This is a genomic window from Mycolicibacterium sp. P4_G11, assembly GCF_056555145.1.
Genome location: NZ_JBFUJW010000002.1, coordinates 240,804 through 262,895, shown reverse-complemented (window position 1 = coordinate 262,895; position 22,092 = coordinate 240,804). Strand labels below are relative to the sequence as shown.

21 protein-coding genes and 1 tRNA gene are annotated in these 22,092 nt (G+C 68.7%); 15 read left to right on the top strand and 7 right to left on the bottom strand.

Going from position 1 to position 22,092, the window contains the following annotated elements:
- Positions 1 to 71 precede the first annotated feature (71 nt).
- On the top strand, positions 72 to 842 hold the full coding sequence (locus tag AC1U2B_RS05070) for a Fic family protein (protein ID WP_418004530.1): 771 nt from the start codon (positions 72 to 74) through the stop codon (positions 840 to 842).
- Positions 843 to 1,289: 447 nt separating this feature from the next.
- Here AC1U2B_RS05070 and AC1U2B_RS05065 read toward each other — a convergent pair whose 3' ends face one another.
- Positions 1,290 to 2,159: an HAD-IB family hydrolase gene (locus AC1U2B_RS05065; RefSeq protein ID WP_480215921.1), complete on the bottom strand. Its 870-nt coding sequence runs from the start codon at positions 2,157 to 2,159 to the stop codon at positions 1,290 to 1,292.
- A 493-nt stretch (positions 2,160 to 2,652) separates the two neighbouring features.
- Between AC1U2B_RS05065 and ssd the strand changes: the two genes are divergently transcribed.
- The 8 genes from ssd (at position 2,653) to soxR (ending at position 7,710) form a co-directional block, all read left to right on the top strand.
- Entirely contained in the window at positions 2,653 to 3,726 is a 1,074-nt protein-coding gene (gene ssd, locus AC1U2B_RS05060; protein WP_480215920.1) for a septum site-determining protein Ssd, read from the top strand.
- Positions 3,723 to 4,889, top strand: coding sequence for a TadA family conjugal transfer-associated ATPase (locus AC1U2B_RS05055; protein ID WP_480215919.1), 1,167 nt, complete (start codon positions 3,723 to 3,725; stop codon positions 4,887 to 4,889). The genes ssd and AC1U2B_RS05055 overlap by 4 nt, the downstream gene beginning before the upstream one ends.
- A gap of 11 nt (positions 4,890 to 4,900) precedes the next feature.
- Positions 4,901 to 5,674 (top strand): type II secretion system F family protein, encoded by a 774-nt coding sequence (locus AC1U2B_RS05050; RefSeq protein WP_480216069.1) that lies wholly within the window; start codon positions 4,901 to 4,903, stop codon positions 5,672 to 5,674.
- Entirely contained in the window at positions 5,671 to 6,237 is a 567-nt protein-coding gene (locus tag AC1U2B_RS05045; RefSeq protein WP_480215918.1) for a type II secretion system F family protein, read from the top strand. Before AC1U2B_RS05050 ends, AC1U2B_RS05045 begins: the two co-directional genes overlap by 4 nt.
- A gap of 23 nt (positions 6,238 to 6,260) precedes the next feature.
- Positions 6,261 to 6,464 (top strand): DUF4244 domain-containing protein, encoded by a 204-nt coding sequence (locus tag AC1U2B_RS05040; RefSeq protein WP_043397293.1) that lies wholly within the window; start codon positions 6,261 to 6,263, stop codon positions 6,462 to 6,464.
- Positions 6,442 to 6,783, top strand: a complete 342-nt coding sequence (locus tag AC1U2B_RS05035) for a TadE family type IV pilus minor pilin (protein ID WP_418004534.1) — start codon at positions 6,442 to 6,444, stop codon at positions 6,781 to 6,783. The genes AC1U2B_RS05040 and AC1U2B_RS05035 overlap by 23 nt, the downstream gene beginning before the upstream one ends.
- Positions 6,773 to 7,117, top strand: a complete 345-nt coding sequence (locus tag AC1U2B_RS05030) for an Rv3654c family TadE-like protein (RefSeq protein WP_480216068.1) — start codon at positions 6,773 to 6,775, stop codon at positions 7,115 to 7,117. Before AC1U2B_RS05035 ends, AC1U2B_RS05030 begins: the two co-directional genes overlap by 11 nt.
- A gap of 119 nt (positions 7,118 to 7,236) precedes the next feature.
- A complete protein-coding gene (gene soxR, locus AC1U2B_RS05025) occupies positions 7,237 to 7,710 on the top strand; it encodes a redox-sensitive transcriptional activator SoxR (protein ID WP_480215917.1) in 474 nt (157 codons plus the stop codon).
- Positions 7,711 to 7,737: 27 nt separating this feature from the next.
- Here soxR and AC1U2B_RS05020 read toward each other — a convergent pair whose 3' ends face one another.
- Both AC1U2B_RS05020 and AC1U2B_RS05015 read right to left on the bottom strand, forming a co-directional pair.
- Positions 7,738 to 8,781 (bottom strand): PAS domain-containing protein, encoded by a 1,044-nt coding sequence (locus tag AC1U2B_RS05020; protein ID WP_480215916.1) that lies wholly within the window; start codon positions 8,779 to 8,781, stop codon positions 7,738 to 7,740.
- 55 nt (positions 8,782 to 8,836) lie between these two features.
- Positions 8,837 to 11,200: a DNA 3'-5' helicase SftH gene (locus tag AC1U2B_RS05015; RefSeq protein WP_480215915.1), complete on the bottom strand. Its 2,364-nt coding sequence runs from the start codon at positions 11,198 to 11,200 to the stop codon at positions 8,837 to 8,839.
- A gap of 224 nt (positions 11,201 to 11,424) precedes the next feature.
- Here AC1U2B_RS05015 and AC1U2B_RS05010 point away from each other — a divergent pair, with 224 nt between their 5' ends.
- The 3 genes from AC1U2B_RS05010 (at position 11,425) to topA (ending at position 15,361) form a co-directional block, all read left to right on the top strand.
- The gene (locus tag AC1U2B_RS05010) at positions 11,425 to 11,628 is read left to right on the top strand and encodes a cold-shock protein (RefSeq protein ID WP_043397302.1); all 204 of its coding nucleotides are present in this window, start codon (positions 11,425 to 11,427) and stop codon (positions 11,626 to 11,628) included.
- 168 nt (positions 11,629 to 11,796) lie between these two features.
- On the top strand, positions 11,797 to 12,390 hold the full coding sequence (locus AC1U2B_RS05005) for a hypothetical protein (protein WP_260936162.1): 594 nt from the start codon (positions 11,797 to 11,799) through the stop codon (positions 12,388 to 12,390).
- Between the two features lie 145 nt (positions 12,391 to 12,535).
- Positions 12,536 to 15,361, top strand: a complete 2,826-nt coding sequence (gene topA, locus AC1U2B_RS05000; RefSeq protein WP_043987666.1) for a type I DNA topoisomerase — start codon at positions 12,536 to 12,538, stop codon at positions 15,359 to 15,361.
- Here the strand turns inward: topA and AC1U2B_RS04995 are convergent.
- Positions 15,358 to 16,953 carry an adenylate/guanylate cyclase domain-containing protein gene (locus AC1U2B_RS04995; protein ID WP_043397311.1) on the bottom strand — a complete coding sequence of 532 codons (1,596 nt, stop codon included), beginning with the start codon at positions 16,951 to 16,953 and terminating at the stop codon, positions 15,358 to 15,360. The genes topA and AC1U2B_RS04995 overlap by 4 nt on opposite strands.
- Positions 16,954 to 17,036: 83 nt before the next feature.
- Between AC1U2B_RS04995 and AC1U2B_RS04990 the strand changes: the two genes are divergently transcribed.
- From AC1U2B_RS04990 to AC1U2B_RS04980, 3 genes are all read left to right on the top strand, one after another.
- Positions 17,037 to 18,269 (top strand): DNA polymerase III subunit delta', encoded by a 1,233-nt coding sequence (locus AC1U2B_RS04990; RefSeq protein ID WP_480215914.1) that lies wholly within the window; start codon positions 17,037 to 17,039, stop codon positions 18,267 to 18,269.
- A 57-nt stretch (positions 18,270 to 18,326) separates the two neighbouring features.
- A tRNA-Thr gene (locus AC1U2B_RS04985) sits at positions 18,327 to 18,402 on the top strand.
- Positions 18,403 to 18,575: 173 nt separating this feature from the next.
- Positions 18,576 to 19,256, top strand: a complete 681-nt coding sequence (locus tag AC1U2B_RS04980; RefSeq protein WP_480215913.1) for a PH domain-containing protein — start codon at positions 18,576 to 18,578, stop codon at positions 19,254 to 19,256.
- Positions 19,257 to 19,451: 195 nt separating this feature from the next.
- Here the strand turns inward: AC1U2B_RS04980 and AC1U2B_RS04975 are convergent, their stop codons facing one another.
- The 3 genes from AC1U2B_RS04975 to AC1U2B_RS04965 all read right to left on the bottom strand — a co-directional run bounded on the left by AC1U2B_RS04975 (position 19,452) and on the right by AC1U2B_RS04965 (position 22,068).
- Positions 19,452 to 19,826: a hypothetical protein gene (locus AC1U2B_RS04975; RefSeq protein ID WP_480215912.1), complete on the bottom strand. Its 375-nt coding sequence runs from the start codon at positions 19,824 to 19,826 to the stop codon at positions 19,452 to 19,454.
- Positions 19,827 to 19,877: 51 nt separating this feature from the next.
- Positions 19,878 to 20,222, bottom strand: coding sequence for a hypothetical protein (locus AC1U2B_RS04970; RefSeq protein WP_480215911.1), 345 nt, complete (start codon positions 20,220 to 20,222; stop codon positions 19,878 to 19,880).
- Positions 20,223 to 20,316: 94 nt separating this feature from the next.
- Positions 20,317 to 22,068 (bottom strand): hypothetical protein, encoded by a 1,752-nt coding sequence (locus AC1U2B_RS04965; protein ID WP_480215910.1) that lies wholly within the window; start codon positions 22,066 to 22,068, stop codon positions 20,317 to 20,319.
- Between the last annotated feature and the right edge of the window lie 24 nt (positions 22,069 to 22,092).

Here is a 22,092-nt window from a genome sequence, read left to right as displayed (position 1 = left end):
TGTGAGCGTAGTCACTGGCAGGTTGCAACGACGTTGGTGGTGGCCACCTGGTGGCACTACCCTGTGCGGTCGTGGCTGCACCTGACCCGCTGGCTCCTTTGGCAGAACTGCCCGGCGTGGCCGAGGCCGGAGACGAGGCGCGTGAAGCGCTCGGCAGGGCCCATCGACACAAGGTGAACCTGCGTGGTTGGCCGGCCACCGCGGCCGAGGCCTCGATGCGGGCGGCGCGGGCGTCGTCGGTGCTCGACGGTGGCTCGCTGAGTTTCAGTAAAGACGGCGAGGCCCCGGCGAAAGGCGAGCGTGCCGACGCGGTGCTGGCCGGTGCGCTGCGAGTGGCCGAGGCCCTCGAAGGTGGCGCGACAGCGCTGGTCGGGGTGTGGCAGCGGGCGCCGTTGCAGGCGATGGCTCGGCTGCACTCGCTGGCGGCCGCGGATCTGACCGACGCGGACCAGCTCGGCCGGCCCCGCACCGATGACCCCGACGTGGGCCGGCGGCTGGAGCTGCTCGGCGAGCTCGTGGGTGGCGGGAGCCGGGTGCCGGCGACGGTGCTCGCGGCCGTCGCTCATGGCGAACTCCTGAGCCTGGCTCCGTTCGGGGTGGCCGACGGTGTGGTGGCGCGCGCGGTGTCCCGGCTGATCACCATGTCCAGTGGACTGGATCCGCACGGCCTCGGTGTGCCCGAGATGTACTGGATGCGCGAGGTCGGCCAATACCGTGCCGTGGCACGGGGCTTCGCGTCGGGGACGGCTGACGGGCTGACCGCGTGGTTGATCTTCAGCAGTCGCGGTCTGCATTCCGGGGCTCGTGAAGCGCTGTCGATCGCACAAGCTTCCGCCAAGTAGCGGCCCGGCGCGACCGCCCTCCAGCAAACACGCAGACATAAAAGCGGGCGGCGCTCCGTCGTCAGAGTGCATCTGACTCGGCTCGCCGCCCGCTAGCACGGAACCCCGGTTACCAAGCGTGCTTGTTGGGTTGTGTGGGTGGCCTCGGCGTCCCTGCAATGCGCTGCGGCTACAACTCCACCCAAGGAATTCTCTTAGCCGTTCGCTCTTCGCAATTACGCAGGCCCACAACGCTTTTACCATCATCGCGGTATGTGCTCCGCGTGGGTGCCGGTATTCCGTGCTGGGATGCCCGCTTCGGGAGGTCGAACCTTCTCTTCCGGTTCGGTCTTGGCCTTGGGGGCTTCCGTGCTTCCTTTGTACTACGTGACCGCAGTCACATCAAGGGCCAATCGCCGGCGATTTGTGATTGTTACTCCAGGGGACCCAGCAACTCGCCAGTAGCTTTCAGAAGTTCAGGCGGCGGAGCAGCGAGTACGTCACCGCGCCGGCGGCGAGGGCGCTGGCGCCGACGGCCAGCGTGGTGGCGACCGCGGCGCCGGACGGAGCCGGCAGCCGGTCCCGCAGAGAGACCGGACGCGTGAAGGTCAGCACCGGCCAGCCGCGAGCGACGGCCTCCTTGCGCAGGGCGCGATCGGGATTGACCACCGCCGGGTGACCGACCGCCGTGAGCATCGGCAGATCGGTGATGGAGTCCGAATACGCGTAGCAGTGCTCGAGCACATAGCCCTCGCGGGCGGCTAGGTCCTCGATTGCCTGGACCTTGCCTTCGGCGAAGCAGTAGAAGTCGACGCCGCCGGTGTACTTGCCGTCCTCGACCACCATGCGCGTGGCCATCGAGTGGTCGGCCCCGAGTTCGCGGGCGATGGGTGCGACGATCTCCTCGCCGGACGCCGAGACCACGACGACGTCGCGGCCGCACAGCTTGTGGTCGGCGATCAGGTTGGCCGCCTCGGCGAAGACCAGCGGGTCGACGATGTCGTGCAGCGTCTCGGAGACGATCGACTTGACCTGTTCCACGTCCCAGCCGGTGCACATGTTGGTCAGGTAGGACCGCATGCGGTCCATCTGATCGTGGTCGGCACCTGACATCAGGAACAGAAACTGGGCGTAGGTGGACTTGAGCACGGCTTGCCGATTCAGCAGACCTTGGTTGAAAAAAGGTTTGCTAAAAGCGAGAGTGCTGGACTTGGCAATCACCGTTTTGTCGAGATCGAAGAAGGCTGCGGTGCGCACCGGACCGCTCGACTCAGCTTCCTGGCGCGGCGCGGCCGCGGCCTGGGCGGCCGGATCGGATGCGGTCACGGCTCCCAGCATATGCCCCGGAACGTCAGTACCGGGTTGGCGACGGTGTCGCCGTGTCGGTCGCCGGTGGCGTGACCGTCGCGGCGATTGACGTGCTGACACGCCCCTTTCACAGACAATCAACAGTTGCGCAGAGCCCTGTTGACGTGTGTATAGTGGGGTTTACCCGGCTAGCGCCGGGTGTGCATCAGCCCGACCCCCCGGGGCTGATCCACGACGACCTCCGCCTCCTCCCCCCCTGGCGGGGGTCGTCCCTTTTTCAGGGGTGGTGAATTTTCTTGAGGCGGGGCCTCTTCGGCGCCTTTCTATCGGCGCCAGACTCTTCTTTTCCGCGTGTGGCGCGGCCACCGCATTCCCGGTTCGTCGAACGTCGCGGGTAGTCCGCGAAAAGTTGCGGAACGACATTCTCACGAGTCCGTCAATAAAGTTGTCCACAGTTTGCGATCCATCCACATTTTGGATGCGCACTCTGGTGCCGTGGCCTGCTGCGCAGCACGGTGGACCCATGGCAACCACCGGGGCCTTGGCGCTGATCTCCGACGCCGGACTGTGCGCCGAGATCGAGCGGATCGCCGCGGCGGCGGGGATTCGGGTGGTGTACGCGGCAGAGCCTTCCGGCCGGAAAGCATGGGTCGGCGCCGCGGCAGTGCTGCTCGATGTCGAGGCAGCGCAGCGCTGTCACGAGCTCGGGATGCCACGGCGGCCCGCGGTGCTCTTGATCGCCGCCGACACGCCGGGTAGCCGCGAGTTCGAGGCCGCGATGGTGATCGGTGCGCAGGCGGTCATCACCTTGCCCGGCCAGGAGTCCGGACTGGTCGGTGTCCTGTCCGACGCCGCGGCCGGCGAATCCGATGGGCGCCGCGGCGCCGTCGTCGCGGTGATCGGTGGCCGCGGGGGCGGCGGGGCATCGGTGTTTGCGATCGCGTTGGCGCAGGCCGCGGCCGAACCGGACCGCGAGTGTCTGCTCATTGATGTCGACGTCTGGGGCGGCGGCATCGACCTGGCCCTCGGCGCCGAGTGTGATGCCGGCCTGCGCTGGCCGGACCTGGCGGCGGCGGGCGGACGGCTCAGCTTTCCGGCCTTGCGTGATGCGCTGCCGCGGCGGCGCGGGGTGGTGGTCCTGTCGGCCGGACGCACCGGCGTCGAGTTGAGGCCGACGGCGCTCGCCGCTGTCGTCGAGGCCGGGAGCCGCGCCGGCGCCACCGTGATCTGCGATGTGCCGCGGCAGTCGTCGGCCGCGGCCGAGACGGTACTGGCGGCGGCCGATCTCGTGGTCGTGGTGGCACCGGCGGAGCTGAGGTCCTGCGCGGCGACCCGGGTGGTGGCCGACTGGGTGACGGCGGTCAACCCGAATGTCGGCCTGGTGGTCCGGGGCCCCGCGCCCGGCGGCCTCCGCGCCGCCGAGATGGCGACGATCCTGGGGCTGCCGCTGCTGGCGGCCATGCGTGCGGAGAGCAACCTCGACGGTGCGCTGGAGCGGGGCTGTCTCGGTCGCAGTCTGCGGCGCCGGTCACCGCTGGCCGTGGCCGCCCGCCGCGTACTCGCGGTGCTGCACCAGCAGCCGGGGGAGGCGGCATGACGTCGTCATTGGTGGACCGCGTCCGGGAACGACTGGCCGTGCAGACCAGCGGTGCGCTGCATCCGAACGCGGTGGCTGCCGCCATCCGTGCCGAGTCCGGCGGTGTGCTCGCCGACAGCGACGTGCTCGCCGGCATGCGGCTGCTGCAGACCGAACTGACCGGTGCCGGGATTCTGGAACCGCTACTGCGGGCACCGGGTACCACCGACGTGCTGGTCAGCGCTCCTGACGAGGTGTGGGTAGACGATGGAAACGGGTTGCGCCGCAGCGCGATCCGATTTCCCGACGAGACCGCCGTGCAGCGCCTGGCGCAACGGCTGGCGCTGGCTGCCGGCCGCCGGCTGGACGACTCGCAACCCTGGGTCGACGGCCACCTCGGTGGGATCGGCGGCGGCCTGAATGTGCGGTTGCACGCCGTGCTGCCCCCGATCGCCGCGGCAGGCACCTGCCTGTCGCTGCGGGTGCTGCGACCCGCGACCCAAGACCTGACCGGCCTCGTCGGGTCCGGGGCCATCGCGCCGCCCGCCGCCTCGTTGATCGCCGACATCGTCGCGGCGCGGCTGGCCTTCCTGGTCTCCGGCGGAACCGGAGCCGGAAAGACCACCATGCTGTCGGCGCTCCTGGGGGCCGTCGATCCCGCCGAGCGGATCGTCTGCGTCGAGGACGCCGCGGAGCTGGCTCCGCGCCATCCGCACCTGGTCCGGCTGGTCGCGCGCGGCGCCAACGTCGAAGGCGTCGGCGCGGTGACGGTGCGCGACCTGGTTCGGCAGGCACTGCGGATGCGCCCCGATCGCATCGTCGTCGGTGAGGTCCGCGGTGCGGAGGTCGTCGACCTGCTGGCCGCGCTCAACACGGGCCACGAGGGCGGGGCTGGGACGGTCCACGCGAACAGCCCCGCCGAGGTGCCCGCCCGCATGGAAGCGTTGGCGGCGGTCGGCGGGTTGGACCGGGCGGCGCTGCATTCGCAACTGTCGGCCGCGTGCCAGGTGGTGCTGCACACCGCGCGTGCCCGTGACGGGCGACGGCACCTGAGCGAGATCGCGGTGCTGCGCCGCGCCCCGGATGGGACCGTGACGGCCGTGACCGCATGGCACGTCGACCGGGGCCTCGGCCCTGGGCGGCCCGCACTGGGTGAGCTGCTGGCAGCTCGGGGCCGGCCGTGAGTCCGGCGCTGATGCTGGCACTGGCCGTGCTGGTCGCGCCCCGGCCGGGCGGCGCCAGGCGCCTCGGGCAACGAAAACGGTTGGTGGGATTCGGGTCTCGCGGTGGAGCGCGGATGCCATGGTTGGTGGCGGCAGCGGTCGCTGTGACGTCGCTGGTCGTCCTGCCGCTGGCGGTGACGCTGGCGGGTGCGGCCGTGGTCGGGACCGCTGGGCTCCGCTGGCGGCGGTCGCGGCGGGCGGCGGAACGTGTCAGAGAAGCGCAGACCCTGCAGGGCGCCCTCGGCATCCTGGTCGGCGAACTGCGGGCCGGGGCGCATCCGGTGGCGGCGTTCGACGCCGCGGCCCTCGAAGTGGACGGACCCGTCGCCGCGGCGTTGGGGGAGGTCGCGGCGCGGGCCCGGCTGGGCGCCGATGTCTCGGCCGGTCTGCGCGCGGTCGCGGGATCGTCGGCGCTGCCCGCCCACTGGCAGCGCCTCGCCGTGTACTGGCAACTGGCGCTCGACCACGGCCTGGCGATCGCCCCGCTGATGCGTGCCGCCGAGCGTGATGTCGTTGCCCGCGAACGTTTCTCATCGCGGATCAGGGCCGGTATGGCCGGAGCCCGGACAACGGCCGCGGTGCTGTCCGGACTGCCCGCGCTCGGAATTGTCCTGGGGCAGTTGATCGGTGCGCATCCGGTGCGCTTCCTGCTGGGCGATGGCTCGGCCGTGCTGGCGGTCGGGGTGGTGCTGTGCTGCCTCGGACTGCTGTGGTCGGACCGGATCATCGCAGGGGCGCAGCGATGAGCGGCATCTTCCTGATGGCGTTCGCGCTCTTGCTGCTGCCCGGCCCAGCAGTGCACCGAATCTGGCCCCGCCTGCCGGACCGGTCGTCGCCGCMGGCGGCGCCGCGCGACGACCCGCTGGCGGTGCCATCGAGCTTGGACGTGCTGGCGGCCTGTCTGTCGGCGGGCATGGCGACCAGTGCCGCGGCCGCGGCGGCGGTGTCGTCTGCGCCTTCCGGTTTGGCCACCGTGCTGCGGCGTGCGGCCGAACTCCTGGCCCTGGGCGCCAGTCCGGCGACGGCCTGGTCGGAGCCGGGTGGCGGTACTGATCCGCACGTGGTCGCGCTGCTCCGGCTGGCGCGACGGTCGGCGTCGTCGGGCGCCGCGATGGCTCAGGGCGTCGCCGAACTGGCCGAGCAGGCCCGGGCCGACGCCGGTGACGCGGCGGACGCGGCCGCCGAGCGGGCCAACGTGTTGATCGCCGGTCCACTGGGGCTCTGCTACCTGCCGGCATTCGTCTGTCTCGGCATCGTGCCGGTGGTCGCCGGCCTGGCCGGTGACGTGTTCCGGTCGGGGGTGTTCTGATCACAACAAGGGGAGGAAAAACCATGAAAATCAACAGCTTTCGCAACTGGGAAGCCCGGGCGACCCTGCTGCTCACCGATGAGAGCGGCATGTCCACCGTCGAGTACGCCATCGGCACCGTCGCTGCCGCGGCTTTCGGCGCCATCCTGTACACGGTGGTCACCGGGGACTCGATCGTCAGCGCCCTGACGGGCATCATCTCCCGTGCTCTCACCACCAAGGGATGACCGCGGTGGCGTCACGGTCGAGGCGGCGTTCGCGGTTGCCGCCCTCATCGCGGTCGCGGTCCTCGGTATCGGTGGGCTGGCGGCGGTCTCGATGCAGGTGCGCTGTATCGACGCGGCCAGGGAAGCGGCCCGGCTCGCGGCCCGCGGCGACGATCGTGCCGCCGTCGATACGGCCCGGCGTACCGGACCCGACGGCGCCTCGGTCGAGGTGCGGCGCGACGGCGGGCGGGTCGTGGCCCGGGTCCGGGTCCCCGCCCCGCTGCTCCCCGGCGTCACGGTGGGGGCAGAGGCGGTGGCGGCACCCGAACCTGGCGCCTGACGACCGGGGCGCGGCGACGGTGTTCGCAGTCGCGCTGATCGTGGTGCTCGTCGGGATCATGACCGGCGCGGCCGCCGTCGGCACCGCGGTGATCGGCCGGCACCGCGCGCAGTCAGCGGCCGACCTGGCCGCGCTGGCCGCCGCAGGCGCATTGGCCGCCGGACCCGGCCAATCCTGTCGCCAGGCCGCCGCCGTCGCTGAAGCGATGGACAGCCGGGTCGGTCACTGTTCGGTGCAGCGGCTGGATGTGGTGGTCGACGTGGAGGTGCCGGTGCGGTTCGGCCGGTGGCACCTGGGCGAGGCGCACGGCCGGGCCCGCGCCGGGCCAGGCTGAGGGCAGTCCGGTGGTCACAACGATCAGAAGGCCGCAGAAGAACACATCATCCCACCCGGGTTTGACCGCGGCCCGACCTGCTGTGTCACTTCGCATGTCACCACCGTAGAATCTCAACTATGGTTGAGATCAAGCGTATGGGTCCGACCGATCTGCTCACCATCGGGGAGATCGTGAAGCGGACGGGAGTCGCCGCGTCCGCGCTGCACTTCTACGAGCGAAAGGGGCTGATCCATCCCGAGCGCACATCCGGCGGGACCCGGCTCTATCCACGGCACATGGAGCGTCGGATCGCCGTCATCCAAGTGGCCAAGCGTCTTGGCATTCCCCTCAATGAGGTCGCCGAGCACTTCCGGACGCTGCCGGATGACAGGATGCCGTCACTGCGGGACTGGACCAGGCTCAACAAGAGGTGGCGTGCGCAACTGCGCGAGCGGCAGCTCGAGCTGGAGCGGCTGCAGTCGGAGATGGATCAGTGCATCGGGTGCGGGTGTATCTCGCTGAACCACTGCCTGGTCATCAACCCCGGGGACGAGCTCGCCGCCGAAGGGCCCGGAGCACGGCGCTTGATGCCTATCGAAGAGTCGAATTAGGCAGGTGCCGAACAGGTTTCGACACTGTCAGGACTCGGGCACCTCGTCGTCGGCCAGCCGCTCTTCGGCGGCCATCAGTTCGCCGTAGGTGGGCAATCGTAGCGACAGCAGCCCGGCGAAGGTGTCGTCGGCGACTTCGAGTCGGTGCGCGGTGACGTGAATCGGCACCCATCCGCCGTCGTGCGCGCGCAGTCGCAGTACCCGTGACGTCGGCCCGCTGGCGAACTCGACTGTCATGGCGGCCATTTCGGGCAGCTCGTTCGGGTGCACCACCAATTCGGGCTTGTTGTCGGCGCTCCAGTCGAACAGCGGACAGGTTTCGTCGATCCACTTGATCAACTTCCAGCTGTTCAGATCGACCATGGCGCGGTAGACCCCGGGCACCGCCGGGCCGTTCATGATCTGGCGTGCCCGGTCGAGCGGCGTGGCAGACGAATTGTCTCGGACTGCCCGCCAGTTCATGGCCCGGCAGATGAGCTGGTCCTCTCCGTCTTCGTCGGGCTCGTTCAGCACCCGCGCGGCGAACCCGACCGAGATCGGCCGCCCCCGGAAGTCGGTCATCTCCCAAGTGCTGGTGAAGGTTTGGCCGGGCTCGGGCTTGATCACGGCCGAGATGACCCGCGCCTCGTTCGGCTTGAGCTTGCGGGTCTGCAGGTCGTCGGCGAAAGCGCGGCCGTGGGTGGCCTCGGCCGCGGGGTTGAGGCCGCTGTTGGCCAGCGACTCCATGGTGTCGGTCGCGATGCCGTTGGTCAGGTCCCACTTCAGCGGGCCCGGGATCATCCGGTCGGGTGGGTCGGCGTCAGGTGTGCCGACCCACACGTGGACGCCGTGGATGCGGCCATCGGTCATCTGCACCACTTCGGTCCTGATCACGCGGTCGCTCTTGGGTGTGATGCTCGTCAGCGGCAGACCGGCGCGCACGGTTTCCCCGATCGCCGACTGGATCGCCATCAGACTGGAGTTGCGCCGCAGAAATGAGCTGATGGGCACCATGTCTACGGTTTGCTGCCCCTGCGCGACGACGGCAGGTTCGGCGCCGAGGGTCTCGACGAGGAGCCAGTCGTCCGTCATGGCCGTAGTTTATCCGTTTCGGCGCGCTTTGCTTTGTCCGATGTCGGGCGGCGGCCTACTTTCCGTGGGCCGCCAAAGTGCGGACAACCAGGCGAAGTACCTGGACAGCACCGGCTTTGTCCAGCGGATCGTTCGCATTGCCGCACTTGGGCGATTGCACACAGGACGGGCAACCGTGACGGCACTCACATGCTTCGATCGCCGCGGCCGTGGCGGACCACCAGGTGGACAGCTGCCGGAACCCGCGGTCGGCGAACCCGGCGCCGCCCGGATAGCCGTCGTACACGAAAATCGTTGGCAGACCGGATAAATCGCCGGGTGCGGGTCCGGATGCGGTGGACACACCGCCGATGTCACCCCGGTCGCAACTGGCCACCAGCGGCAGCAGGCCGATCGCGGCGTGCTCGGCGGCGTGCAGCGAACCGGGCACGCGTAGTGGGTCAATCCCGTTGTCGAGCAACACTTCCGGGGTCATCGTGCACATGACAGCCATGGTGTCCAGGGTGCGGGTCGGCATATCGAGGTCGACGAAATCGAGCACAGTGCCGTCCATGGCGCGGCGCAGGAAACCCACCACGGTGTTGGACACCGACACCGGGACCAGGCCGATGGCCACCGGCCCGAACCGGTGAATCTCACCGGTCCCTCTCACGCTGATGTCCGTGACCTCCCGGGCCGATGTGGTGTAGCCGGGATCCTCGGCGTGCACGAAGGCGACACCGGCCTCGAAGTCGAGGGCGTCCACCAGGAAGGTCTCGCCCTGGTGCAGGTGGACGGCGCCCGGGTGCACCGAGGCCGGCGCCTGCCCGGCGCCGGTGCTGCCCAGCATGCGTCCGGTACCGGACTCCAGGATGGCGATCTGCCCGCCGGATGAACCCCGGATGTCCACGGCGGGGTGCGGATCCACCCCGGGCGCCGGGAAGTAGCCGGCGGGGCGTTTGCGCAGCAGGCCGTCGTCGACCAGTGCTTCGGCGACCGCCTCGGCGTCCCACATCCGCACCTCGGCCGGCGTCAGCGGGAGTTCGGTTGCCGCACAAAGCAATTGCGGCGACAACACGAACGGGTTCCCGGGATCGATGACGATCCGCTCGATGGGCTTGTCCAGCAGCGCGGCGGGATGGTGCACGAGGTAGGTGTCGAGCGGGTCGTCGCGGGCGATCAGCACGATCAGCGCGCTCTGGCCGCGCCGCCCCGCGCGGCCGGCCTGCTGCCAGAACGAGGCCACCGTGCCGGGGAATCCGGCCAGCACCACCGCGTCCAGTCCGGCGATGTCGACGCCGAGCTCCAGTGCGTTCGTGGTGGCCAGGCCGCGCAATTCCCCTTCCGTCAGGGCATGTTCCAGGGCCCGACGGTCCTCGGCCAGGTACCCGGCACGGTAGGACGCCACCAGCGGGGCCAGGTCGGGAGCGATGTTCTCGAGCCGGGCCCGCGCGCCGAGCGCCGTCAGCTCGGCGCCGATGCGCGATCGGACGAAGGTCAGGGTGCGGGCGCCTTCGGCGATCAGGTCGGCCATCACCCGCGAGGCCTCGGTACCGGCGGACCGCCGGACCGGGGCGCCGTTCTCACCGACCAGATCGGTGAGCAGCGCGGGCTCCCACAGCGCCACCGTGCGGCCGCCGTGCGGCGACCCGTCCTCGGTGATCGCGGTGACCGTCTGGCCGAGCAACTCGGACGCCGTCTGCGCCGGGGCGGCGGTGGTGGCGCTGGCGAACACCACCGTGGGTGCCGACCCGTAGCGATCGCACAGGCGCAGCAGCCGGCGCAGCACCATCGCCACGTTCGAGCCGAAAATGCCCCGGTAGTAATGGCATTCGTCGATCACCACGAACTTCAGTTGGCGCAGGAACACGGCCCAGCGGGAATGGTTGCGCAGCAGGGACAGGTGCACCATGTCGGGATTGGAGAAGATCCAGCGGGACCGTTCCCGCGCGAATTGCCTTGCCTCTGTTGAGCTGTCACCGTCGTAGGCGGACGGGGCGACGTTGACGAGGCCGGGAATCGAGGCGCACAGCGACTGGGCGGCACGGAGCTGGTCGTGGCCCAGTGCCTTGGTCGGGGACAGGTACAGGGCGCGGGCGTGCACATCGGTTTGCATCGCGTGCAGGATCGGCAGTTGGTAGGCCAGGGATTTGCCGGATGCGGTGCCCGTCGCGATCACCACGTGCCGGCCGGCGTGCGCCAACTCGGCCGCGGATACCTGATGCGACCATGGCTGCGCCACACCGCGATCGGTGAAAGCGCGCACCACGTCGTCGCCGACCCAAGTGGGCCAGGGCATTCGGCGAGCCTGTCGTGGGGCCAGGTCGGCGACGTGCCGCAGCGGCTGCTCGTCGGCCGGGGTGCCGTCGAGTGCGGAGGACAACAGTTCACGCCCGAAGTTCGGCTGCGCTGCAGCGTCATCGGACTCCGCGTGTGTCACTGTGATCCCTTCTCGGCCATGGCTGCCGCCCGCTGAAGCGGGCCAAGATGAATTGTTAACCACACATCGTCGTGTGACTGTTGCGACAGCGCCCGACATGGTTGACTGAACTCGGTCGCAGCTGCTGTATTCGTGTGTCAACACCCGCGAACGTCGTTGCGCTCCCGGTACATCGGAAGACTCGGTGGATCGCACCCGCAGTAACAGAAGGAAATGAACGACAAATGCCACAGGGGACTGTGAAGTGGTTCAACCCGGAGAAGGGTTACGGCTTCATTGAGCAGGAAGGCGGCGGCGGCGACGTCTTCGTCCACTACAAGCAGATTCAGTCCAACGGGTTCCGCACCCTGGAAGAGAATCAGAAGGTCGACTTCGAGGTCGAGCAGGGCGCCAAGGGCCCGCAGGCTCTCAACGTCCGCCCCATCTGAGGCCAAGAGACTGACAAACGCCCCCGCATCGTCTGTGACGAAGTGGGGGCGTTTCGCATAGCGTGGCCTGATCGCCGCGCTCCTCGACGCGGCTCGTGCCGCGCCGCCTGATCGTCGCGCGGCTTTGCCTCCACACCTTTCTTTGTGGGCTGGCCTACTGTCGGCAGGGTGAGCCAGCTGTCCTTCTTCTCGGCCGAGTCGGTGCCGCCCGAGGTGGCCGACCTGACCGGGTTGCTCGCTGCGCCGGGACAGCTGGTCCAAGCCGGCGATGCGGCGGACGGCCGAAAGATCCGCTTGTCCGTCGTCGTCGACGCGTTGTGGCGGGCCGAGGCGCTGGCCGAGATGATCGCCGAAACGGGCTTGAAGCCGGAGATCACCCACACCGACGAGAAGACCCCGTTGGTGCGCACCGAAGCCGACGCCAGGCTGGCGCCCATGGCGGAGGACTGGACTCGCGGAGCCGTCAAAACCGTCCCCGAAGGGTGGTTGCCGGGCCCCCGGGAGCTGCGCGCCTGGGTGCTGGCCGCGGGCATGGCGGAACCGAACGGCTACTTGTTGGGTTTGGATCCCCACGCACCGGATACTCATTCGGCGTTGGCGTCGGCACTTATGCGAGTCGGTATCGCGCCAACCTTGATCGGGACCCGAGGCCATCATCCGGCCCTGCGGATCAGCGGCCGGCGGAGGCTGTTACGCCTGGTAGAGAACGTGGGGGAGCCACCCGGGTTCACGGAGGCGTTTCTCCAATGGCCCCGGACTTAGTGGGTGCACACCGTATATTTTGGCCGCAACCGGTTTGCGTAGGCTCGCGCGGAGTGTCAAATTGTGACTTGCCTTGGGACCGGATGACCGTTAGGCATTCATTCGGTGTCGTAACGCAGACCAAGAAGTGGAGCGGATAGATACGGTGGCTGACCTCGATGGTGCCGGTAGCGGCAGCCGGGTCCGGCGACTCGTCATAGTCGAGTCGCCTACCAAGGCGCGCAAAATTGCCGGTTACCTCGGCGCCAACTATGTCGTTGAATCGTCGCGCGGACATATACGTGACCTCCCGCGGAACGCCGCGGACGTGCCGGCCAAATATAAAGGTGAGGCGTGGGCCCGCCTCGGCGTGAACGTCGACGACAACTTCGAGCCGCTGTACATCGTGAGCCCGGACAAGAAGGCCACGGTCACCGAGCTCAAGGACCTGCTCAAGGGTGTCGACGAGCTCTACCTCGCGACGGACGGTGACCGCGAGGGTGAAGCCATCGCGTGGCACCTGCTGGAGACACTGAAACCCAAGGTGCCGGTCCGGCGCATGGTGTTCCATGAGATCACCGAGCCCGCGATCCTGGCGGCCGCCGAGAACCCGCGCGACCTGGACATCGCCCTGGTGGACGCGCAGGAGACCCGCCGCATCCTCGACCGCCTCTACGGCTACGAGGTCAGCCCGGTGCTGTGGAAGAAGGTCGCGCCGAAGCTGTCGGCCGGCCGCGTGCAGTCCGTCGCGACCCGGATCATCGTGCAGCGCGAGCGCGAACGCATGGCGTTCCGCAGCGCCGGCTACTGGGACGTCACCGCCGAGCTGGACGCCAGCGTGTCCGACGCGACCGCATCACCGCCCAAGTTCACCGCCAAGCTCAACTCCGTCGACGGCCGACGGGTCGCCAGCGGTCGCGATTTCGACTCCCTCGGCGCGGTCAAGAAGCCCGACGAGGTGCTGGTGCTCGACGAGGCCGGCGCGGGCGCCCTGGCCGCCGGTCTGCGCGGCGAGTCGCTGACCGTCAGCTCGGTGGAGCAGAAGCCGTACACGCGCAAGCCGTACGCGCCGTTCATGACCTCGACGCTGCAGCAGGAAGCCGGCCGCAAGCTGCGGTTCTCCTCCGAGCGCACCATGAGCATCGCGCAGCGGCTGTACGAGAACGGCTACATCACCTACATGCGTACCGACTCCACGACGCTGTCGGAGTCGGCGATCAATGCCGCGCGTACCCAGGCCGGGCAGCTCTACGGCCAGGAATACGTCCACCCGACGCCGCGGCAGTACACGCGCAAGGTCAAGAACGCGCAAGAGGCACACGAGGCCATCCGCCCCGCCGGTGACGTCTTCCAGACCCCGGGGCAGCTGCACGGCGCCCTGGACACCGACGAGTTCCGGCTCTACGAGCTGATCTGGCAGCGCACCGTCGCCTCCCAGATGGCCGATGCCCGCGGCACGACGCTGTCGCTGCGCATCTCCGGCACTGCCCGTACGGGCGAGCAGGTCGTGTTCAGCGCCTCCGGCCGCACCATCACCTTCGCCGGCTTCCTGAAGGCCTACGTCGAGAGCCTCGACGAGCAGGCCGGCGGCGAGGCCGACGACGCCGAGAGCCGCCTGCCGAACCTGACGCAGGGCCAGCGGGTGGATGCCGCCGAGCTCACCGCGGACGGGCACACCACCAACCCGCCGGCCCGGTACACCGAGGCCTCGCTGATCAAGGCGCTGGAAGACCTGGGCATCGGTCGTCCGTCGACGTACTCGTCGATCATCAAGACCATCCAGGACCGCGGCTACATCTACAAGAAGGGCAGCGCCCTGGTGCCGGCCTGGGTGGCGTTCGCCGTCATCGGGCTGCTGGAACAGCACTTCGGGCGTCTGGTCGACTACGACTTCACCGCCGCCATGGAGGACGAGCTCGACGGCATCGCCGCCGGGACCGAACAGCGCACCAACTGGCTGTCGAACTTCTACTTCGGTGGCGAGCACGGCGTCGAAGGGTCCGTGGCCCGCGAGGGCGGCCTGAAGAAGCTGGTCGGCAACAACCTCGAAGGTATCGACGCGCGAGAAGTCAACTCCATCAAGCTGTTTGACGATGCCGAAGGCCGCGCCATCAACGTCCGGGTCGGCCGCAACGGGCCGTACCTGGAGCGGATGGTCGCCGATGAGGAGAACCCCGGTGAGCTGAAACCGCAGCGCGCCAACCTCAACGACGACCTGACGCCCGACGAGCTCACCCTCGAGCTGGCCGAAAAGCTTTTCGCCACACCGCAAGAGGGTCGGGTGCTGGGTGTCGACCCGGAGAGCGGGCACGAGATCGTCGCCAAGGACGGCCGTTACGGGCCGTACGTCACCGAGGTGCTGCCCGCGCCGCCGGAGGAGCCGGACGCCGGCGCCGGTGCGAAGAAGACCAAGAAGCCCGTCGGCCCCAAGCCGCGCACCGGATCTCTTTTGCGCTCAATGGATTTGGAGACGGTGACGCTCGACGACGCGCTGAAGCTGCTGTCATTGCCGCGCGTCGTCGGCGTCGACCCGGAGAACAAAGAGGAGATCACCGCGCAGAACGGCCGCTACGGCCCGTACCTCAAGCGCGGCACCGACTCTCGTTCGCTGGCCACCGAAGAGCAGATGTTCACCGTCACGCTCGAAGAGGCGCTGAAAATCTACGCCGAGCCGAAACGTCGTGGGCGCCAAGGTGCGGCGACGCCGCCGCTGCGCGAGCTGGGTACCGACCCGGTGTCGAACAAGCCGATGGTGATCAAGGACGGTCGTTTCGGTCCGTACGTCACCGACGGTGAGACCAACGCCAGCCTGCGCAAGGGCGACGACGTCATGTCGATCACCGACGAGCGGGCCTCGGAGCTGCTGTCCGACCGGCGTGCTCGTGGCCCGGTGAAGAAGGCCGCCAAGAAGACCCCGGCGAAGAAGACGGCGGCCAAGAAGACCGCCGCCAAGAAGGCGCCGGCGAAGAAAGCCGCCGCGAAGAAGGCCTAACTGGCGGCTTCGGTTTCCGGAGTCGGCCTCGGCGAGGCCAGCGACAGCGGCCGCGCCAGCTGGGTGGGCGCGGACCGGCCACGCAGCTCGACGGTCTCACCGACGTCCCAGCACAGTGCCTCGGCGTCCAGCGCGCCGCTGACGGCGATCGCAGAGGCCAGCACGTGGCCCTCTTCGAGCTTCGCGAGCTCGGTCAGGCGGGCAGCCTCGTTCACGGGGTCGCCGATCACGGTGTACTCGAAGCGGGCCAGTGCGCCGATGTGGCCGGCGATGGCCCGGCCCGCGGAGACGCCGATGCCGAATTCCGTGGTGCCCAGCACCGTCACCAGTTCGTCGTGCAGCTCGCGGGAAGCGGCCAGCGCCGCGCCCGAGGCATCCGGGTGCTCGATGGGGGCGCCGAAGATGGCCAGCGCCGCGTCACCCTGGAACTTGTTCACGAACCCGCCGTGCCGGTTCACGGTGTCCACGATGATCCGGAAGAACTCGTTGAGGATCGACACGACCTCGGCCGCGGGCCGGGTGGACGCCAGCTGCGTCGACCCGATCAGGTCGATGAACAGCACCGCGACATCACGTTCCTGGCCGCCCAGCTCGGTGCCGCGCTCCAGCGCGCGGCGGGCGACGTCCTCGCCGACGTAGCGGCCGAACAGGTCGCGCAGCCGTTGCCGCTCGGACAGGTCGCGCACCATGTCGTTGAACCCGGCCTGCAGCAGGCCCAGCTCGCTGGCGTCGTAAATCTGCATGTGCGCGTTGTAGTTACCGCGCTGCACCTCGCCCAGGGCCCACCGCAGCTGGCGCAGCGGGTCGGCGATCGACATCGCGACCAGCACGTTGCCGGCCAGGCCGACGGCCAGGGCGGTGATCGCCAGCAGCAGGATCGGAGTGTTGAGCTGCTCGTTCTGGGCGATGAAGGGCGTGTACTGGCCGGCGAGCCGGGCCACGATGATGGCCAGCAGCGGCACGCCGGTGGACAGCACCCAGGTCAGCACCTGGCGCTGGATGACGCCGGGCGCCTTGAAGTTCTCGGGCACACCGTCGCGCAGCGCGGCGACCGCGACGGGCCGCAGCACCCGCTCGGACTGCAGGTAACCGATGATCGCGGTGGCGGTGGCGCCGAGCGCGCTGGCGACCGCGACGAACGGTGCCGAGCGGCTGGCCACCGGCCAGCTCGCGATGATGAACACCACCGAACCCAGGAACCAGTTCCCGACGCTGATCAGGGTCCGGTAGTACGGCATCTTGAGGGCTCGGGTCCGGGCCAGTTCGGTGAAGGCCGCGTCGGTGGCGTCGCCGTGCAGGGTGTCCCGCCTTTGCCAGCGGATCACCGGGATCAACAGCCGCAGACTCAGCCACGCGGCCACCACGAACGAGACGAACAGGACGGTGAGGAACACCGCCAGGTTCACCGCCGGCAGGTCCTGTAGCTGGATGCGGTCTTCGGCCGGCAGGCCGAACCGCAGGAAGCCCAGAACGAACAGCGCGCCGATGATGTCGGCCTGCAGCAGGCTCAGCGTGAACACCGGCCACGGCGTGCGCGCCACCCACCGGACGAACCCCCTGATTCGCCCGATGTCCTTCACATCGGTGGCCACCCGCTAACCGTATCCGGCCGGGGCGACGGATATTGCCGCTGCGCGCAGGTTCGTGTCGCCGGCGACGGTTACTGTGGGGCCCGATGAGCGGAGTTTTCTCGCGTTTGGTCGGCCAGGATGCCGTGGAAGCCGAGTTGGTGGCCGCAGCGCGAGCGGCCCGGGGTGATTCGGCTCACAGCGGCGTCACAACCGGCAGCATGACGCATGCCTGGTTGATCACCGGGCCGCCCGGTTCGGGCCGGTCCATCGCCGCTGTGTGCTTTGCTGCGGCGCTGCAGTGCACCGCGGAGGCCGCCGAGGGCGGTCCGGGCTGCGGGGCCTGCCGGGCCTGTACGACGACCATGGCGGGCACCCACGCCGATGTGCGCCGCGTGATTCCCGAGGGGTTGTCCATCGGTGTCGACGAGATGCGCGCCATCGTGCAGACCGCTTCGCGGCGGCCGGGCACCGGACGCTGGCAGATCGTCGTGGTCGAAGATGCCGACCGGCTCACCGAAGGCGCGGCCAACGCGCTGCTGAAGGTCGTCGAGGAACCGCCGCCATCGACGGTGTTCCTGCTGTGCGCACCGTCGGTGGACCCCGAGGACATCGCGGTGACGCTGCGGTCGCGGTGCCGGCACGTCGCGTTGACGACGCCGCGGGTCGATGCCATCGCCCAGGTGCTGATGGACAACGACGGACTGCCCGAGTCCGAGGCGCGCTGGGCGGCGTCGGTCAGTGGCGGCCACGTCGGCCGGGCCCGCCGGCTCGCCACCGATGAGCAGGCCCGGTCGCGCCGGGAACGCGCTCTGGGCCTGGCCCGGGACGCGGCGACGCCGGCGCGGGCATACGCGGCGGTCGAGGAGCTCGTCGCCTCCGCTGAGGCCGAGGCGGTGGCGCTGACGGCAGGCCGCAACGAGACCGAGACCGAGGAGCTCAGGACGGCGCTGGGTGCCGGTGGCACCGGCAAGGGTGCGGCGGGCGCGCTGCGGGGCGCCGCGGGTGCGCTGAAGGACCTGGAGAAGCGGCAGAAGTCGCGGCAGACCCGGGCATCGCGCGATGCCCTGGACCGGGCGCTGATCGACCTGGCCACGTACTTCCGCGACGCGTTGGTGATCTCGTCCGGGGCCTCGGGCGTGGCGGCGGCCAACCACCCGGACATGAGCGACAAGGCGGCGGCGATGGCCGCCCACGTGCCTGCCGACCAGCTGTTGCGCTGCGTCGAGGCGGTGCTGGCCTGCCGCGAGGCGCTGGCCACCAACGTCAAGCCGAAGTTCGCCGTCGACGCCATGGTGGCGACCATGGGACAGGCCCTGCGGGCTGGACAACGGAACTGACTTTGGCGGCGTGCGGGCCGTCCCGTAGACTCGTCCCGCCCCGCCTCGGTGGGGCGCGCCACCCTAGCTCAGTCGGTAGAGCAATTCACTCGTAATGAATAGGTCAGGGGTTCGATTCCCCTGGGTGGCTCCACAACTTTTGCGTTGACCTTGGGTCTCGGCACATCGCTACCCGCACTTTGTCTGGCCAGGGGATGCATCAGGCTCGCTAACTTCGGGTTCGCGCAAGAGCGGTGTCCCGATGACAGGAACTCGAGGCGATCGCTGATGGCGGGGAACGGGGCGAGTCGGGTATTGCGTTACTGCGTGGGCGCGGTGATATGCCTGCTGGCTGGGGTCGTCATCCTGACGAGGGCCGACTGGTATTTGGGCCTCGGTATTGCTGCGGCTGGCGGGAGCATCGTTCTTGGAGGCCGCCGAATCTTTCAACCGGCGGTCACTCGTTCGGGTGACGAGGTCGTGTGCCGATACATTCCCTCGTACGAGGGAAACGCGTACATCGTGAACGTGCTTACGCCGTTGATAGCGGTTGCCATGGTCGGGGTGGGATCTGCACATGACAGTCCGTCGTGGCTGCGATTCGGCGGGATCTTCCTTCTAGCTCTGGCTCCGATCCTTTGGTACTTCCTCGTGCGGACGTGGCGGCGGTGTTTTCTGTGCATTACTCCGTCAATGCTGACGGTGGGTTCGGCTGTGCTCGGGAGCAAGCCGATCGCCATACCGCGCGAGCGAATCCAGTCGCTTGAGCCCAAGCACGTCCCGAATCCGGTGCGCGGCCAGTCATTGCAAGTCGAGATCAAGTATCGGGCCGGGGACCTCAGCGGTGACGTCACGAACACTGTGTTGCTTGGTGCATATCTCACTGTTGAGCCAACTGATCTAGTCAACGGTCTCGTGGTGTGGAGGGACGGCGCACGCGACAGTCAGACCGAGCTGATGGATCAGGTCGACCAGATTCTTCGAGGCCGTTCAGTGACCGGGGTATGACGATCGTCGCCATCTTCGAACCGCGATGAGGGGTCTGGTGTCGCACACGTCGTCCGTACGCACCGAGGCTCCGAGAGTCTTGGTGCACGTATCAATTTCGGTTGTTCCCAAGGATTTCGACAGACGAACTTCCTTTTGTGCGCCGATTTGCCTCGACGCACCGCCACGTCACACTTTGTCTGCATAGGCGCAAACTCAGCGCTGCGCCCGAGGCCGGTCGGGCAGTGCATTCGGAGTTTCGGCAACGGGCGCAACAGCAACAGCGCCTGGGTCCAGGTTGAACCTCGGCTTACGCAACGGGACCGCGATGCAGCCCTGAGCCTTTCCGTCGACGTACGAGCATTTGGTCTTGTCACCGTTCTTGTCGGTCGTGGTGCAAGCCTCGTACAGGTGTCCGTTGCCGACCTTGGTTTCGTACGTCTGGTTCGAACCCATGCAATCGCTGCCGACGGTGGCGTTGGCGCTGGGTGCGGTCAGGATCACCGGTACGGCATAGAGCGCGGCAGCGCTCAGCAGGCCGGCGAATGCCGCTGACTTGATCTTCGAGTTCGGTCGGATGGTGGCGTTCATTGATCGACTTTCGTTTCGGGTGGCTGTGGATGGCGGGCAGGGCGGGAGACGTCAGGAGCGATCGACCTGAACCGGGGCGAGGTCACCGGTCGGGATGTGGGTGCCCTTCACTGCCGTCCTCGGCACGGTGATGCAGCCCTGAGGTTTGTGATCTACCTCGGTGCACTGTGTTTTGACGCCCTCTTTGTCGACCGTCGTGCAGCTCTCGATGATCGACCCGTTCGACCGGGTGCCAATGGCGAAGGTGCCACCGCCTTTTCCGCAGCGGGTCGCCAGGGACTCTGCGCCGGCGATGGGCGTGCTCAGGGCCAACGGGGCGATGTACAGCGCGGCGGTGCCGAAGAGGGCAGCCAGCGCGATACGCTTGCCGTTCGCGGTCCCGGTGTTGGCGTTCATGGGCGTTCTCCTTTTCGGGTGGTCGCAATCCCGGCCGGGCTTGCTGACACCGGTAAGAGCACGCACCACCGCGAAAGGGGACAGTTTTTTGCGCCTACTTGGGCGCCAGGAACCCCACCGGCCCGGACGCGACGCACACCGACAGCGCCGACGTGTTGGCCTTCACCTGAATCGACGCCCCGGCTCCGGGCAGCCGGACGAACACCCGGTTCAGTCCGGGGTGCACCGGCACCCGTGCCTCGCGCCCCTCGGGCAGGGACATGGTCAGCGACCCGTCGCTGTTGGCCAGGTAGTTGAGCTCGGCGGTCCAGTCGGCCGGCAGTAGCGGACCGTCGAGCGGCATGGTCACGGGCGCGTCGGTCTGCACCAGGTAGCCGCAGTTCGGTGCCGGGCCGGGGGCGATGGTGCGGGTCCAGGTCACCTTGGCCGGTACCAGTTGGCCGGCCGCGGTGAGCATCTGCAAAGACGTTGTGCTGGAGGCGAATTCAGGCCGGTCGCGCAGCAGGGCGAACATGTGACTGGCCAGGTTCTCCGGAAACGCCACGCGTTGCAGCACCAGCGGGTCGACTTCCTGGTCGAGCAGCGGCACGCCGCGGGGTGCGGCGGCCAAGGATGCCTCGGCGTTGACGAGATAGGCGCGGGTCGGGTTGTCGCGCCAGCTGGGCAGGAAGGTCGCCCACGAGTACAGGCTGCTGGCCACGAATAGCGTTGCCGCACAAGCAATCACGACACGACGGCGGGCGGAGTCGTCGAACCGGGTACTGCGGTTCGGCGCACAGAACGCGACCGCGGCCAGCAGCGCCAGCACCACCACCAGATCGGAGAGGTAGCGCAACGTCTGCGCCAGTTCGAGGGCGGTGAACTTCGACGACCGCATCAGATAGATCGGCACCTGGCACGCCACGACGTATCCCACCGCGGACAGCCAGACGGGTCCCAGTCGCCGCTTTCGCAGCAGCGACACCGCAACCACGCCGGCCAGCACCAGCCAACCCAACGCCATCACGACCGGGCCGGGCGTCGCCCACGGTGACGCGGGAGCCCAGCGCTGCCAGTCCCACGGCCCGCCGGCCAGCGTCGGCACCAGGCCGTGCGTGACGGACCGCGCCAGCAGCTCCCACGTCATCGGCAGGTCCAAGGTCCAGCGCTTCTGGTTGACCACCAGCAGATAGACCCCGACCCACCCGATCGTGATGGTGAGGAGCCCCAGCCACAGTCGCAGACCCGTGCGCCACGCGGACTTCAGCGAGCCGGTTCCGGTCACGTACAGCAGCAGCCAGCACACGGCGAACGCGGTGAACGGGATCACCGCGGACTTCTCGAAGAACAGCAGCCCGCCGAGATAGGCGACGCAGCCGGTCCAGACGTACCGCGGATTGCCGGTGCGCACCAACAGGATGGCGTCGGCGCAGACCCAGGCCATGGCCGCCGCCATCGGCAGCGCGTTGAGCCCGGCCGACCACCAGGCGAAGGCCGGCACACCCAGGGGCGTGAACAGTGCGAACGTCAGCGGCACCAGCAGCACCGGACGCCAGCCGAGGATCACCCGCAGGGCGCGCACGAGCGCCACCGAGGCGACCAGTTGCAGCAGCACCAGGCTCAGCGCCGGCCAGAACCAATTCAGCGGTGCCAGGCGCGTCAGCGCTCCGGCCAACAGGAACCCGGCAGGCATGACGTGCCCGTCGTGGTCGTTGAACAGGAAGTCGGGCGACAGCAGGGAATGGGTGCCGGCCTGGCCGATCAGGATCAGGTCGTCCCAGTAGAAATAGCCGCCGAAAGCGAGAACCGCCCGCAGTATCAGCTGCAGCACCACCAGTGCGGCGGCAGTTCGGGCGACCCAGTTCACTCTTGTCGACTGTACGGGGCAGTC